This window comes from Streptomyces sp. NBC_01485, assembly GCF_036227125.1.
Lineage (GTDB): Bacteria > Actinomycetota > Actinomycetes > Streptomycetales > Streptomycetaceae > Streptomyces.
The window spans coordinates 6,693,263-6,707,688 of sequence record NZ_CP109435.1; the positions used below are offsets into that span (position 1 = coordinate 6,693,263).

General features: G+C 70.8%; 10 protein-coding genes. 8 read left to right on the forward strand and 2 right to left on the reverse strand.

The features are described 5' to 3' along the window. Nucleotides 1-62 precede the first annotated feature (62 nt). Nucleotides 63-269: a DUF6191 domain-containing protein gene (locus OG352_RS30400; protein WP_329221328.1), complete on the forward strand. Its 207-nt coding sequence runs from the start codon at nucleotides 63-65 to the stop codon at nucleotides 267-269. A gap of 6 nt (nucleotides 270-275) precedes the next feature. Here OG352_RS30400 and OG352_RS30405 read toward each other — a convergent pair whose 3' ends face one another. Together OG352_RS30405 and OG352_RS30410 are read right to left on the reverse strand one after the other, a co-directional pair. Further along, nucleotides 276-1,454, reverse strand: a complete 1,179-nt coding sequence (locus tag OG352_RS30405) for a PQQ-dependent sugar dehydrogenase (protein ID WP_329221330.1) — start codon at nucleotides 1,452-1,454, stop codon at nucleotides 276-278. Between the two features lie 218 nt (nucleotides 1,455-1,672). Next, nucleotides 1,673-2,671 carry an aldo/keto reductase gene (locus OG352_RS30410; RefSeq protein WP_329221332.1) on the reverse strand — a complete coding sequence of 333 codons (999 nt, stop codon included), beginning with the start codon at nucleotides 2,669-2,671 and terminating at the stop codon, nucleotides 1,673-1,675. A gap of 74 nt (nucleotides 2,672-2,745) precedes the next feature. On the opposite strand from OG352_RS30410, the gene OG352_RS30415 reads away from it, so the two are divergent. From OG352_RS30415 to OG352_RS30445, 7 genes are all read left to right on the forward strand, one after another. Next, nucleotides 2,746-3,702 carry a 2-hydroxyacid dehydrogenase gene (locus OG352_RS30415; protein ID WP_329221334.1) on the forward strand — a complete coding sequence of 319 codons (957 nt, stop codon included), beginning with the start codon at nucleotides 2,746-2,748 and terminating at the stop codon, nucleotides 3,700-3,702. 414 nt (nucleotides 3,703-4,116) lie between these two features. Further along, the gene (locus OG352_RS30420) at nucleotides 4,117-7,215 is read left to right on the forward strand and encodes a putative bifunctional diguanylate cyclase/phosphodiesterase (RefSeq protein WP_329221336.1); all 3,099 of its coding nucleotides are present in this window, start codon (nucleotides 4,117-4,119) and stop codon (nucleotides 7,213-7,215) included. A gap of 263 nt (nucleotides 7,216-7,478) precedes the next feature. Further along, nucleotides 7,479-9,335 carry an acetolactate synthase large subunit gene (locus OG352_RS30425; protein ID WP_329221337.1) on the forward strand — a complete coding sequence of 619 codons (1,857 nt, stop codon included), beginning with the start codon at nucleotides 7,479-7,481 and terminating at the stop codon, nucleotides 9,333-9,335. Nucleotides 9,336-9,357: 22 nt separating this feature from the next. Then, on the forward strand, nucleotides 9,358-9,882 hold the full coding sequence (gene ilvN, locus OG352_RS30430; RefSeq protein WP_329221339.1) for an acetolactate synthase small subunit: 525 nt from the start codon (nucleotides 9,358-9,360) through the stop codon (nucleotides 9,880-9,882). A 156-nt stretch (nucleotides 9,883-10,038) separates the two neighbouring features. Then, complete coding sequence (gene ilvC, locus OG352_RS30435; RefSeq protein WP_329221341.1) at nucleotides 10,039-11,037, forward strand: ketol-acid reductoisomerase; 999 nt, start codon at nucleotides 10,039-10,041, stop codon at nucleotides 11,035-11,037. Between the two features lie 234 nt (nucleotides 11,038-11,271). After that, on the forward strand, nucleotides 11,272-12,861 hold the full coding sequence (gene serA / locus OG352_RS30440; protein WP_329221343.1) for a phosphoglycerate dehydrogenase: 1,590 nt from the start codon (nucleotides 11,272-11,274) through the stop codon (nucleotides 12,859-12,861). 917 nt (nucleotides 12,862-13,778) lie between these two features. Continuing rightward, complete coding sequence (locus tag OG352_RS30445; protein WP_329221344.1) at nucleotides 13,779-14,423, forward strand: DUF6518 family protein; 645 nt, start codon at nucleotides 13,779-13,781, stop codon at nucleotides 14,421-14,423. The last annotated feature ends 3 nt before the right edge of the window (nucleotides 14,424-14,426 follow it).

A 14,426-nucleotide genomic window follows, 5' to 3' on the forward strand; every position in this document is an offset into this window, starting at 1 on the left:
TCACTCATCGACGAATGGACGAACGGTCGCCCGGCGCGACGCGGCCCGGAAAAGGGAGAACGATGTTCAACGCCTTCGAGGACCTCTTCGCGCCGGGCCGCAAGCACACCCGGGACGAGCAGAACCGGCTGGAGCTGACCCGGGAGGACGTCGGGGACGGTGATCCCGGGCGAGGGCCGATAGACCTCACGTCCGGGAAGGTCGTCGTACGGCCGCCCGAGGCCGAGGAGGAGGCGGAGGCGGCGGAGGAGGAAGCGGAGGACGGGTGACGGGGTTCAGGTCACCTGTAGCTCCAGGATCCGGTCGTCCTCCTTCTCCGGGTCGCCGCGGCCGTCCGTGTTGCTGGTCGTGACCCACAGTTTGTCGCCGCCCGCCGACACCACCGTGCGCAGCCGGCCGTACTCGCCGTCGAGGAAGGCCTGCGGGTCCGCCGAGGCCACCGTGCCCTTCAGCGGGACGCGCCACAGGCGCTGCCCCTTCAGCCCCGCCATCCAGATCGAGCCCTCGGCGTAGGCGATGCCGCTGGGAGAGGCGTCGTCGGTGTGCCACTGGGCTATCGGGTTCTGGAACTTCGTGTCCCCGGACTTGCCCTCCGCCGTCGGCCAGCCGTAGTCGCCGCCGGGCGCGATCGCGTTCAGCTCGTCCCACGTGTCCTGGCCGAACTCCGAGGCGAACAGGCGCTGTTCGGAGTCCCAGGCCAGCCCCTGCACATTGCGATGGCCGTACGAGTACACGGGGGAGTCCGGGAACGGGTTGCCGGCGGCCGGTTCGCCCTCCGGGGTCAGCCGCAGGATCTTGCCGCCGAGGGACTTCTTGTCCTGGGCCAGCCCCCGGTCGCCGCTCTCGCCCGTGCCGACGTAGAGCATCCCGTCCGGGCCGAACGCGATCCGGCCACCGTTGTGGATCATGCCCTTGGGGATGCCCTTGAACACTGTGTCGGGCGCCCCCAGTTGGTCCCCGGCGGGCCGCTTCGCGTCGTAGAGCATGCGGACGATCCGGTTGTCCGAGGCCGAGGTGAAGTAGGCGTAGACCATGTGGTCCGAGGCGTAGTCGGGGGAGAGCGCGAGGCCCAGCAGACCGCCCTCGCCGGCGGCGGAGACGCCCGGCACCTCGCCCAGCTCGGTCTTGCCGCCCGTCTTCTCGTCCACCCGCGTGATCGTCCCCTCGTCACGCGAGGCCACCAGCAGGCCGCCCTCGGGGAGCGGGGCGAGGCCCCAGGGGCTGTCCAGGCCCTCGGCGACCGTACGCACCACCTTGACCGTGCCCTTCGCGGGCGGGGTCTTCTCGGCGGCCGGTGAGGTCTGCGCGGCCGTACCGCCCGGAGACGCGCTGACGGACGCGCCCGGCGACTCCCCGGCGCCGGAGGAACCGGCGGAACAACCTGCCGTCACCAGCAGAGCACTCGCGCCCACGACGGCCAAGACGGCCGACACAGTTCGACGTTGCACGATCACGGTCCCTTCGAAGCGGCGGTCACGGCGGCCAAGTTGATCAAGGTGGCACCTGCAGCAGCAGGCTCGTTCGTTCCACCTGTCCTACGCCCCGCACGCCTCACGGGTTCCCGATCCGGCTCGATCCGACCCGAAAGCGGGACGCGGAGGCGAGAGACGGAAGCGGGACGCGAAGGCAGCGCTCGGAAGCGGGACCCGACAGCGGCGCTCGACAGCGGCGCTCACTCCCACGATCCCCGGGCCCCCGGCAGTTCCGCCACCTCCGTCAGGTCCTGCGGCGTCAGGCGCAGACCGGGCGCCTCCGCGTTCTCCGCCACCCAGCGCTCCTGCTTGGCGCCCGGGACCGGGACCACGTGCGGGCCCTGTGCCAGCACCCAGGCCAGGGCCACCTGCGCGGCCGTCACGGACTCGCCGTGCCGGGCGGCGACCCGACGCAGTCCGGCCACGATCGGCTGGTTCGCGGCCATCATCTCGGCGGTGAAACGGGGGTGCCGGGCCCGCATGTCGTCCGGCTCGAAGCCCTCGCCCGGGGTCAGCGTGCCGGTGAGGAAACCGTTGCCGAGCGGCATCGCCGCCACGAAGCCGACCCCGCGCGCCTCGCACCACGGCAGCAGCGCGTCCAGCGCCTCCGGAGACCACACCGACAGCTCCGCCTCCACCGCGCTCACCGGGAAGACCTGCTGGACCCGCCGCAACTGCCGAATCGTTCCGTCGTGCAGCCGCCCCCCGGCCCGGCGACCACCCCGCGCCCCCACCGCGCACAGCCCCAACGCCCGCACCTTGCCCGCCCGGACGAGCTCGGCCATCGCGCCCCAGGTCTCCTCGACCGGGACCTCGGGGTCCGCGCGGTGCAACTGGTAGAGGTCGATGACATCCGTCTGCAGGCGCCGCAGGGAAGCGTCGCAGGCCCGTTTCACGTACCCGGGGCGGCCGTTGGCCACGATGTGCTGCTCGCCGACGAGCAGCCCGACCTTCGTCGACACGAACACGTCCGCGCGCCGCTCCTTCAACACCCGCCCGAGCAACAGCTCGTTGGTGAACGGGCCGTACATGTCGGCGGTGTCCAGCAGGGACGAACCCGCGTCCAGCGCCCGGTGCACCGCCCTGAGCGACTCGTCGCCCCGCTGCCGCGACCCGCTGTACGCCCAGCTCATCGGCATGCACCCGAGACCGACGGCCCCCACTTCGAGCGTCCCCGCGCCGATCGTCCTGCGCTCCACCTGGCCGTGACCCTCCCTTTCCGACCCCCCAACCTAACCTCTGTCTCGACGCGCACCTGACATAGCCTCCGACCATGAACGCTGCTGACGCATGGCTCCCCCTCCCTCCGGAGGAGATCGAGGGTCTCCCCGAGGGGCTGAACTACCGCTTCTGGAACGGTGCGGCGGACTTTCCGGCGGATCCGGCCGACTGCGTCTTCTACGTCGTCCCCTACATGAAGCCGGCCGAGGTCGTACTGCGGCCCCTGTCCCACCTGAGCTCCGTCCAGGTCGTGCAGACGCTGTCGGCCGGCACCGACAGCGTGGAGCCGGGGCTTCGGCACCTGCGTCCCGGAGTGCGGCTCTGCAACGCGCGCGGGGTGCACGAGGCCAGCACCGCCGAGCTGACGCTCACCCTGGTCCTCGCGTCGCTGCGCGGGGTTCCCGACTTCGTGCGGGCCCAGGACCGGGGGGAGTGGCTCGGCGGGTTCCGGCCCGCGCTCGCCGACAAGAACGTGCTCATCGTCGGGTACGGATCGATCGGCGCCGCCATCGAGGACCGGCTCGTACCGTTCGAGGTGGCGCGGGTGGCGCGCGTCGCGCGCTCCTGGCGCACGACGGCGCGCGGCCCCGTGCATCCGATCACCGAACTGCCCGCCCTGCTCCCCGAGGCGGACGTCGTGATCGTGTCCACGCCCCTGAACGAGCACACGCTCGGCCTGGTGGACGCCGAGTTCCTGGCCCGCATGAAGGACGGCGCGCTGCTCGTCAACGTGGCCCGCGGTCCGGTCGTCGACACCAAGGCGCTGCTCGCCGAACTGGAGGGCGGCCGCCTCACCGCCGCCCTGGACGTCACCGACCCCGAACCCCTGCCCCAGGGGCACCCGTTGTGGACCGCGCCGGGCGTCCTCGTCAGCCCCCACGTCGGCGGACCCACCTCCGCCTTCCGGCCCCGAGCCGAACGACTGCTGGTGGACCAGTTGGGCCGATTCGTGAACCGGCGACCGCTGCGCAACGTGATCCTTACGACGGGCACGGCGAACGGCTCATGACGGCGGCCATGGCAGTCCTGTAGTCCGATTCGGGCACCCTCCGCAGTCCTCCGGACGCGCTCCGTACCTCGCCCGGGCGCATATGCCGATGATCGTCACGCAGCGTAGAGGAACTATGTCCCTGAGTGACGAGACTGGTGTATCGTCCCGACAGGGGCTGCGCCGTGCACGTTCGGCGTCAGGGATGGACATTGCAGACTTGTGAGGGGGGCGACGGGCGATGCACGGCCTATGGACGAACGATCCGACGCGGTGGAGCCGCCGACGGCGACCCTGGCACCCGGCCGCGTGCGGACACGGTCACGACACCCGCCACAGCCATCACCACCACAGGCGCGGCGGCCACCGCGGGCACGCGCGGCCGGTGCCCCGGGACCCGAGGAATCCGGGAGTGACGCGGACCGGGAGGAACCGGTGAGCTCGCCGCCGACCTCCACGACCCTCCTCGACGGAGCCCTGCGCACGCAGCCTCCGACGGGGACACCGCGCACCGCGCCGCCGTCCACCGGCGGCCTCGGATCGAACCTGGTCCACCAACTGCTGCTCGCCCTCGTGTGCGCCGGATACGCCGTCGGTTCCGCGCTCGGCTGGGGCTCCGACCAACTCGCGCTGATCATGGGCGACTTCGGGCTCGCCGGCGCGGCAGGCACCGCCGCCGTGTCGTGCTTCCTCTACGGGCGCACCCGACGCGTCCGCTTTCGACCCGCCTGGCTGCTGTTCTCGCTGTCCTCGGCGATGGCGGCCCTCGGCAACCTGGTCTGGGGGTGGTACGAGGTGGTCCTGGGGCGGCCCGTGCCCAGCCCCAGCTTCGCCGACCTGTTCTTCCTGTGCTTCGCGCCCCCCGCCATCGTGGGGCTGCTCGTGCTCGCCGCCCGGCCCATGACGAAGGCCGGCTGGGTCTGCCTGGCGCTGGACGCCTGGCTGATCGCCGGCTCACTGCTCACCCTCTCCTGGAGCCTCGCGCTCGCCCAGGCGGCGAAGTTCGACGGGCCGAGCGTGGCCCACGCGGCGCTGTCACTGGCGTACCCGATGCTCGACATCGCCCTGGTGAGCATGGTGCTCGTGCTGCACTTCAGGCGGTCGCCCATGAACCGCACGGCGGTCAACACGGCCGTCGGCGCGCTCGCGCTGACCGTGATGTGCGACGCCCTGTTCACCTCACCGCTGCTGCACAACAACTACCGCTCGGGGCAGCTCCTCGACGCGGGCTGGTTCGCCGGCTCGCTGCTCCTGGCGTACGCGCCCTGGGCCGCCTCCCGCCAGCAGCGGGCGGCGGCGGACGACGGGCACACGCGTGTGGTGCACGAGCACGTACCCGGCCAGCAGCGCACCGCAGGCCGCCCGCACGGGCCGTCGCAGCCCCCTGCCCACCCGTCCGCACAGACGGCAGGGCAGACGGGCGCCCAGGCGCCTCCCCAGGGAGGCGATCTCAGCCGGTATCCGGTCACCAGGCCCATCACCGGCTCCCTGGCCGCGCTCACGCCCTATCTCGCGGCCGCCGTCTGCACCCTGGGGATCCTCTACAACGTCCTCAACGGCCGCAGCGTCGACCGCGTGGTGCTGCTGACCGGCGGCGCGGTCGTGCTCGCCCTCGTGGTGCGGCAGGGGATCATGCTGCTCGACAACATCACCCTCACCCAGGAACTGGCGCAGAAGGAGAACCACTTCCGCTCCCTGGTGCAGGGCTCCAGCGACGTCATCATGATCGCCGCCCCCAGCGGCGTCCTGCGCTACGTCTCCCCGGCCGCCGCCGGCGTCTACGGACGGCCCGCCGAGGAGCTGGTGGGCACCGAGCTGGCCCAGCTCATCCACCCGGAGGACCTGGGCTGCGTGGTGCACGAGGTGCGCCGCTTCCTCGCCGCCAGCCCCCAGGACGAACCCACCACGCGCATCGAGTGCCGCTTCCGCTCCGGCGACGGGGGCACCTCCCGCTCGAGCGAAGCCGAGAGCGGGGGAGGCTGGCTCAACGTCGAGTCGACCGTCAACCGCCACCACGGCGGCCTGATCTTCAACAGCCGGGACGTGACGGAACGGGTGCGCCTCCAAGCGCAGCTCCAGCACAACGCCGAGCACGACCCGCTCACCGACCTGCCCAACCGCGCCCTGTTCACCCGGCGCGTCCAGCAGGCCCTGTCCGGCCGCCGCAGCTCCGACCGGGGCCCCGCCCTGCGCAACACGGCGGTCCTCTTCATCGACCTGGACGGCTTCAAGGCCGTCAACGACACCATCGGCCACGCCGCCGGGGACGAGCTGCTGGTGCAGGCCGCCCGCCGGCTCCAGGACGCGGTCCGGCAGGGCGACACCGCCTCCCGGCTGGGCGGCGACGAGTTCGCGGCCCTGATCGTCGGCGACGGCACCCGCGACCGGGCCGCCCGGGAACGCCACATACTGGACCTCGCCGACCGGCTCAGGCTCACCCTCTCCCAGCCGTACCTCATCGACGGCAACGAGGTGCGCGTCGCCGCGTCCATCGGCGTCGCCTTCGCCGAACCGGGCCTCGGCGCCGGCGAACTGCTGCGCAACGCCGACCTCGCCATGTACCGCGCCAAGGCGGGCGGCAAGGGCCGGGTCGAGCTGTACAAGCCGCAGATGCAGCAGGACGTCGTACGCAAGGCGGAGCTGGCCACGCGGCTGCGTGCCGCGCTGCACGACGGCGAGTTCGCGCTGCTGCACCAGCCGGTGGTGCGCCTGGAGGACGGCCGGATCTCGTCGGTCGCCGCGCACGCCCGCTGGCGCTCCTCCCAAGGGGTGCTCTTCACGCCCGCCGAGTTCCTGCGGGTCGCCGAGGACAGCGACAAGACGGCCGAGCTGGGCCGCTGGGTGCTGGAGGAGGCCGTCGAACAGGCCGCCGACCGGACCGCGAGCGGGCTGACCGTGCCGGTCGTCGTACGGGTCAGCGCCCGGCGGCTGCTGGACCGGTCGATGCCGCTGGGCTCCGTCGAGGCGCTGCTGACGCGGCACGGGCTGCCGTCCGGGTCGCTGGTGGTCGAACTGTCGGACACCGACCCCAGGGTGCCGCTGGACGAGCTGGAACGCCGTCTGGGGGCCTTGAAGCGCCTAGGCGTCCGTATCGTCCTCGACGGCTTCGGCAGCGGCTACGCGACGCTCACGGCGCTGCGCCGGCTCCCCGTCGACGTACTCAAACTCGACCGCTCGCTGGTCGAGGGGGTCGTCGAGTCCGCGCGGCTGCACAAGATCACCAGCGGGCTGCTGCGGATCGCCGGCGACCTCGGGCTCCAGTCCGTCGCCGAGGGGGTGGACCTGCCCGAGCAGGTCGTGGCGCTGCGCGCGATGGGCTGTACGCACGGGCAGGGCATGGCGTTCTCCGGGCCGCTCGACGAGTACCGGCTGCGCCGGGCCCTCGCGACCGGCCGCTACCCGATGCCGCACGGGCCCGCCGAGCCCGCGTTCGCGGGCGGCGGCGCGGGGGTGTACACCAGTGGTGTCACCGCCGTCCTGGGGAGCGGAAGCGCCCTTCGCTCACATAATGAGACGCCCGTCCCACCCGCTTGACAGCCGGTGCGCGCCAGAGGGAGGGTCAATGCCATGCGCACCCGAATTCTCGTACTTGGAAAGCGCGTCGGCTGACGCTGGTGACGTCCGGACGGACCCGGAACGCACAGCGACCCCACCCGGCGCGCTCCCCTCGCTTGCCTTTTGGCACGAGGGGTTTTTTGTTGCACAAAACCCGCACCACACCGCTGTAAGACCCCCGTACAACTCCCAGTACAACCCCCAGTACAACCCTCAGTAAAACCCTCAGCATCGAGAAGAGAATGACGATGACCGAGCAGGCCACCGGGGCCCATCCGCAGCCGCGGCCCCGATCCGGAGGACAGCACTCCGCGTCCGTCGAGCACGTGACGGGTGCGCAGTCCCTCATCCGTTCTCTCGAGGAGGTCGGCGCCGACACGGTATTCGGCATTCCCGGCGGTGCGATCCTTCCCGCCTACGACCCGCTGATGGACTCGACGCGGGTCCGGCACGTCCTGGTCCGGCACGAGCAGGGCGCGGGCCACGCGGCCACCGGCTACGCGCAGGCCACCGGCAGAGTCGGCGTCTGCATGGCGACGAGCGGCCCCGGCGCCACCAACCTGGTGACCCCGATCGCCGACGCCCACATGGACTCGGTGCCGCTCGTGGCGATCACCGGGCAGGTGGCGTCGAAGGCGATCGGCACGGACGCCTTCCAGGAGGCGGACATCGTCGGCATCACGATGCCGATCACCAAGCACAACTTCCTGGTCACCAAGGCCGAGGACATCCCGCGGGTCATCGCGCAGGCCTTCCACATCGCCTCCACCGGCCGTCCGGGACCGGTCCTGGTCGACATCGCCAAGGACGCCCTCCAGGCGAAGACCACGTTCTCCTGGCCGCCCACCATGGACCTGCCCGGCTACCGCCCGGTGACCAAGCCGCACGCCAAGCAGATCCGTGAGGCCGCCAAGCTGATCACCGCCGCCAAGCGGCCGATCCTGTACGTCGGCGGCGGTGTGATCAAGGCCGGCGCGACCGCCGAGCTGAAGGTGCTCGCCGAGCTGACCGGCGCGCCCGTCACCACCACGCTGATGGCGCTGGGCGCGTTCCCCGACAGCCACCCGCAGCACCTGGGCATGCCCGGCATGCACGGCTCGGTCGCCGCCGTCACCGGACTGCAGAAGGCCGACCTGATCATCGCCCTCGGCGCCCGCTTCGACGACCGCGTCACCGGCAGGCTCGACAGCTTCGCCCCGTACGCCAAGATCGTCCACGCGGACATCGACCCGGCGGAGATCGGCAAGAACCGCGCCGCCGACGTCCCGATCGTCGGGGACGCGCGCGAGGTCATCGCCGACCTGGTCCAGGCGGTCCAGAAGGAGCACAGCGAGGGCCAGCAGGGCGACTACAGCGCCTGGTGGAAGGACCTGTCCCGCTGGCGCGAGACCTACCCGCTCGGCTACGACCAGCCCGCCGACGGCTCGCTCGCCCCGCAGCAGGTCATCGAACGCATCGGACAGCTCGCCCCCGAAGGCACGATCTTCGCCGCGGGCGTCGGCCAGCACCAGATGTGGGCCGCGCACTTCGTCCAGTACGAGAAGCCCGCCACCTGGCTGAACTCCGGCGGCGCGGGCACGATGGGCTATGCGGTCCCGGCCGCGATGGGCGCCAAGGCCGGCCGCCCGGAGCGGACGGTCTGGGCGATCGACGGCGACGGCTGCTTCCAGATGACCAACCAGGAGCTCACCACCTGCTCCCTGAACAACATCCCGATCAAGGTCGCCATCATCAACAACGGCGCCCTGGGCATGGTCCGCCAGTGGCAGACCCTGTTCTACAACCAGCGCTACTCCAACACCGTGCTGCACAGCGGCCCCGAGGCCGACGGCAAGCAGCCGAGCGCCGGCACGCGCGTCCCCGACTTCGTGAAGCTGTCGGAGGCCATGGGCTGCCACGCGATCCGCTGCGAGTCCCCGGACGACCTCGACAAGGCCATCGAAGAGGCGAACTCGATCAACGACCGCCCGGTCGTCATCGACTTCATCGTCCACGAGGACGCGATGGTGTGGCCGATGGTCGCCGCAGGCACCTCCAACGACGAGATCCTGGCCGCCCGGGACGTCCGCCCCGACTTCGGCGACAACGAAGACGACTGAGCGAGAGAGACGTAAAGAAGACATGTCCAAGCACACGCTCTCCGTCCTGGTGGAGAACAAGCCGGGCATCCTGGCCCGGATCGCCGCCCTGTTCTCCCGCCGGGGCTTCAACATCGACTCGCTCGCCGTGGGCGTCACCGAGCACGCCGACATCTCCCGCATCACGATCGTGGTGAGCGTCGACGCCCTCCCGCTGGAGCAGGTCACCAAGCAGCTCAACAAGCTCGTCGAGGTGCTCAAGATCGTCGAACTGGAGCCGGGACAGGCCGTTCACCGCGAACTCGTTCTGGTGAAGGTGCGCGCCGACAACGAGACGCGCTCGCAGATCGTCGAGATCGTCCAGCTGTTCCGCGCCAAGACCGTCGACGTCTCCCCGGAGGCCGTGACCATCGAGGCCACCGGCGGCACCGACAAGCTCGCCGCCATGCTCAAGATGCTGGAGCCGTACGGGATCAAGGAACTGGTCCAGTCCGGCACGATCGCGATCGGCCGTGGCTCCCGTTCGATCACGGACCGGTCGCTGCGCGCGCTGGACCGGTCGGCGTAAGGATGGACGCGGGCGGTCGGGACGACACCGGCCGCCCGCGCACCGAGTACCACCCGTAGGCCGGGTACCGCCCGTATACCGAGACCGCGAGACTTCCCTTCCGCCCGCCGTCATACGGTGGGACGCAACACCTGCACCCCAAGGAGAGAACCCAAAGTGGCCGAGCTGTTCTACGACGCCGACGCCGACCTGTCCATCATCCAGGGCCGCAAGGTCGCGGTCATCGGATACGGCAGCCAGGGCCACGCCCACGCCCTGTCGCTCCGTGACTCCGGTGTCGACGTGCGGGTCGGTCTGCACGAGGGCTCCAAGTCCAAGGCCAAGGCCGAGGAGCAGGGCCTGCGCGTGGTGACCCCGGCCGAGGCCGCCGCCGAGGCCGACGTCATCATGATCCTCATCCCGGACCCGATCCAGGCCCAGGTCTACGAGGAGTCCATCGCCCCGAACCTCAGCGACGGCGACGCGCTGTTCTTCGCGCACGGCTTCAACGTCCGCTTCGGCTTCATCAAGGCCCCGGCCGGCGTCGACGTCGCCCTGGTCGCCCCGAAGGGCCCGGGCCACCTGGTCCGCCGCCAGTACGAGGAGGGCCGCGGCGTCCCCGCGATCGCCGCCGTCGAGCAGGACGCCACCGGCAACGCCTTCGCGCTCGCCCTGTCGTACGCGAAGGGCATCGGCGGCACCCGCGCCGGTGTCATCAAGACGACCTTCACCGAGGAGACCGAGACCGACCTGTTCGGTGAGCAGGCCGTGCTCTGCGGCGGTACGTCCGCGCTGGTCAAGGCGGGCTTCGAGACCTTGGTCGAGGCCGGCTACCAGCCGGAGATCGCCTACTTCGAGTGCCTGCACGAGCTGAAGCTGATCGTGGACCTCATGTACGAGGGCGGCCTGGAGAAGATGCGCTGGAGCGTCTCCGAGACCGCCGAGTGGGGCGACTACATCACCGGCCCGCGCATCATCACCGACGCCACCAAGGCCGAGATGAAGCAGATCCTCGCCGAGATCCAGGACGGCACCTTCGCCCAGAACTGGATGGACGAGTACCACGGCGGCCTGAAGAAGTACAACGAGTACAAGACGGCCGACTCCGAGCACCTGCTCGAGACCACCGGCAAGCAGCTCCGCAAGCTGATGAGCTGGGTGAACGACGAGGCGTAGGCCTTGCGGCCAGGGGGCCGGAGCACACCGCTCCGGCCCCCGGGTCATTCCGCCCGGCCACGTCCGGGTGATCCTTCCGCAGAGGCGTAAGGCGACCTCCGGTGCAGCACTACACTGCTGCACTACATACGCGTTCAGGCCCACAGCGTCGTGCGTCTTCCACGCGGCTAGCCCCTCCACCGCCTGCGGCCGTCGGGACGGCCGTCCGCACGCAATGGACTTGTGAGGACTCACGTGAGCTCGAAACCTGTCGTACTCATCGCTGAAGAGCTGTCGCCCGCGACCGTGGACGCGCTCGGCCCGGACTTCGAGATCCGGCACTGCAACGGCGCGGACCGGGCCGAACTGCTCCCCGCCATCGCCGACGTCGACGCGATCCTGATCCGCTCGGCCACCAAGGTCGACGCCGAGGCGATCGCCGCCGCGAAGAAGCTGAGGGTCGTCGCACGAGCCGGCGTCGGCCTGGACAACGTCGACGTCTCCGCCGCCACCAAGGCCGGCGTGATGGTCGTCAACGCCCCCACCTCGAACATCGTGACCGCCGCCGAGCTGGCCTGCGGTCTGCTGCTCGCCACCGCCCGCCACATCCCGCAGGCCAACGCGGCGCTGAAGAACGGCGAGTGGAAGCGCAGCAAGTACACGGGCGTGGAGCTGGCCGAGAAGACCCTCGGTGTCGTGGGTCTGGGCCGCATCGGCGCGCTCGTCGCGCAGCGCATGTCCGGCTTCGGCATGAAGGTCGTCGCCTACGACCCCTACGTGCAGCCCGCGCGCGCCGCGCAGATGGGCGTCAAGGTGCTGTCGCTGGACGAGCTGCTCGAGGTCGCCGACTTCATCACCGTCCACCTGCCGAAGACCCCCGAGACGGTCGGTCTGATCGGTGACGAGGCGCTGCGCAAGGTCAAGCCGAGCGTGCGGATCGTCAACGCGGCGCGCGGCGGGATCGTCGACGAGGAGGCGCTGTACTCGGCGCTGAAGGAGGGCCGGGTCGCCGGCGCTGGTCTCGACGTGTACACGAAGGAGCCCTGTACGGACTCCCCGCTGTTCGAGTTCGACCAGGTCGTCGCCACCCCGCACCTCGGCGCCTCGACCGACGAGGCGCAGGAGAAGGCCGGTATCGCGGTCGCGCGTTCCGTGCGGCTCGCCCTCGCCGGTGAGCTCGTGCCGGACGCGGTGAACGTCCAGGGCGGTGTCATCGCCGAGGACGTCAAGCCCGGTCTGCCGCTCGCCGAGCGCCTCGGCCGGATCTTCACCGCGCTCGCCGGTGAGGTCGCGGTCCGCCTCGACGTCGAGGTGTACGGCGAGATCACCCAGCACGATGTGAAGGTGCTGGAGCTGTCGGCCCTCAAGGGTGTCTTCGAGGACGTCGTCGACGAGACCGTGTCCTACGTCAACGCGCCGCTGTTCGCGCAGGAGCGCGGGGTCGAGGTGCGGCTGACGACCAGCTCGGAGTCGGCCGACCACCGGAACGTCGTGACCGTGCGCGGCACGCTCTCGGACGGCGAGGAGGTGTCGGTGTCCGGCACGCTGGCCGGTCCGAAGAACGTTCAGAAGATCGTCGCGGTCGGCGAGTACGACGTCGATCTCGCGCTCGCCGATCACATGGTCGTCCTCAAGTACGAGGACCGTCCGGGTGTCGTCGGCACCGTGGGGCGGGTCTTCGGTGAGGCGGGGATCAACATCGCCGGTATGCAGGTCGCACGCGCGGTCGCGGGTGGCGAGGCGCTGGCCGTGCTGACCGTCGACGACACGGTGCCGGTGGGTGTGCTGGCGGAGGTCGCCGAGGAGATCGGCGCGACGTCCGCTCGTGCGGTGAACCTCGTCTGAGGTCGCCGCCGTTCTGGGGGCTGCCGCCCCCAGGCCCCCGCTTCGGCCCTGAAGGGGCCTCGTCCTCGAACTCCCCCAGAGGGGGGACCCCCGGACGGGCTGAGTTTCTCAGCCCGTCCGCCGTTTGCGCGTTCCGTTTCTTCACGACCGTGCGGGCTGCCGGTGTAGGGACCGCCGCTTCGTGAGCACGGACTCCTGCGGAATCGTCGAATTCCGCGCGTGGTGAGCACTGCTCGTGGCCGCGGATCATGAGCAGAACGTCTCGCTGGGATTCCTCCGCGGTCGCTCTGAGTAGCGCCTGCCGTCATCGGCCTTCCGCCCGAGGTTCTGCGGCCGCCGGTGGAGGCATTCGCCGATTTCGTGCTGCACTCGCGCGAACGGGCCCGGAGGGCCGGGACTCGGCCTCGCAGCGATGCGACCATCGAGGGGCGCCGGCCATCGTGCGTGGCCTTGCCCTCTTCCTTGCCGACGAACGTGGCATGCCGGACTGGGCACTTGCCGACCTCCAAGACGTCGAAGCCTTCCCCGCCGGTCAGCCCAAGGACCGGCAGCGTCGACCGGTCGTGCTCGGACGACAAGGCAGCCCCCTCCGGCGACGTCGAACAGATGGCTCTGGGCAGCCAGACCTCCGAGAACACCGTTCCCGGGGCGACGAGACCCTCGCCGAGGCAGGTGGGAGCACAGCATCGACGGCCGCTGCATCCACTGGTGAGCCCCGGGACAACGGCAAGATCCGCTACAGCTGCCACCTCGCAGACTCATCTCCTCACCTCCTCCGCCTCAGGTACCGACTCCGCGTACCTGAGGCGGAGGCGGCGCGGGCAAGGGATCGGGACAGTGGAAGCCTCCTCAGCCGCACCGTGTCCGACGGGCGGCGGGACGTCATTGCCGATCGCTGCAGAAGGGCTGGCCCCGACATGTTCGCCACACAGAGGCGCGAGGTCGCACCGCTCTCGCCGGACCGTTTCGCGCCGAGAAGGGTCGCGGGATGTCTCGGCGCCGGACTCGCGCTGGGTGTCCTGACGAATCTGGCGCAGGGCTGGCTGCCGGGCAGCTGGAATCAGATCGCCAACTCGGGGGCGGTCTGGTCGGCGGTCGCCTTCGTCGCCGGCGCCCTGCTGGCGGACCGGGGCGTGCGGGTGGCGGTGGCCGGAGGGCTGGCCGCGGAGGTGGGGCTGGTCACCGGCTACTACGGGTTCGCCGAATTCGGCCGTGACGGCATGGGTACGCTGACCTACGTGCTGGTGTGGCTGGTCATGGCGGTCGTGGCCGGACCGCTGTTCGGCGCCGCCGGGGCCTGGTGGCGGCGCGGCAGCCTCAACCGCCGTATCGTCGGGGGCGCCGCATTGGCCGGAGCGATCGGCACGGAGGCCGCCCACTACGCCTTCGTGCTGAAGTACATGCCGCAGGCCTGGGTGTGTGCGGCGCTCATGGTGGCGTTGCCTCTGGCGATGGGGCGCGGCAACCGTGAGCGGGCGCTGACGCTGGCGGCAACCGTGTCACTGGCACTGTGCGCCTACGCGGTCGTCTACCAGGGTTTCCTCGGGTCGGTTGTGGGCTGACCG

Bases quoted from the DNA above. Each gene is read 5' to 3' on its own strand.
- OG352_RS30425 (WP_329221337.1), top strand. From the start codon at position 7,479: ATGACGATGACCGAGCAGGCCACCGGGGCCCATCCGCAGCCGCGGCCC.
- OG352_RS30400 (WP_329221328.1), top strand. From the start codon at position 63: ATGTTCAACGCCTTCGAGGACCTCTTCGCGCCGGGCCGCAAGCACACC.
- OG352_RS30445 (WP_329221344.1), top strand. From the start codon at position 13,779: ATGTTCGCCACACAGAGGCGCGAGGTCGCACCGCTCTCGCCGGACCGT.
- OG352_RS30415 (WP_329221334.1), top strand. From the start codon at position 2,746: ATGAACGCTGCTGACGCATGGCTCCCCCTCCCTCCGGAGGAGATCGAG.
- ilvN (WP_329221339.1), top strand. From the start codon at position 9,358: ATGTCCAAGCACACGCTCTCCGTCCTGGTGGAGAACAAGCCGGGCATC.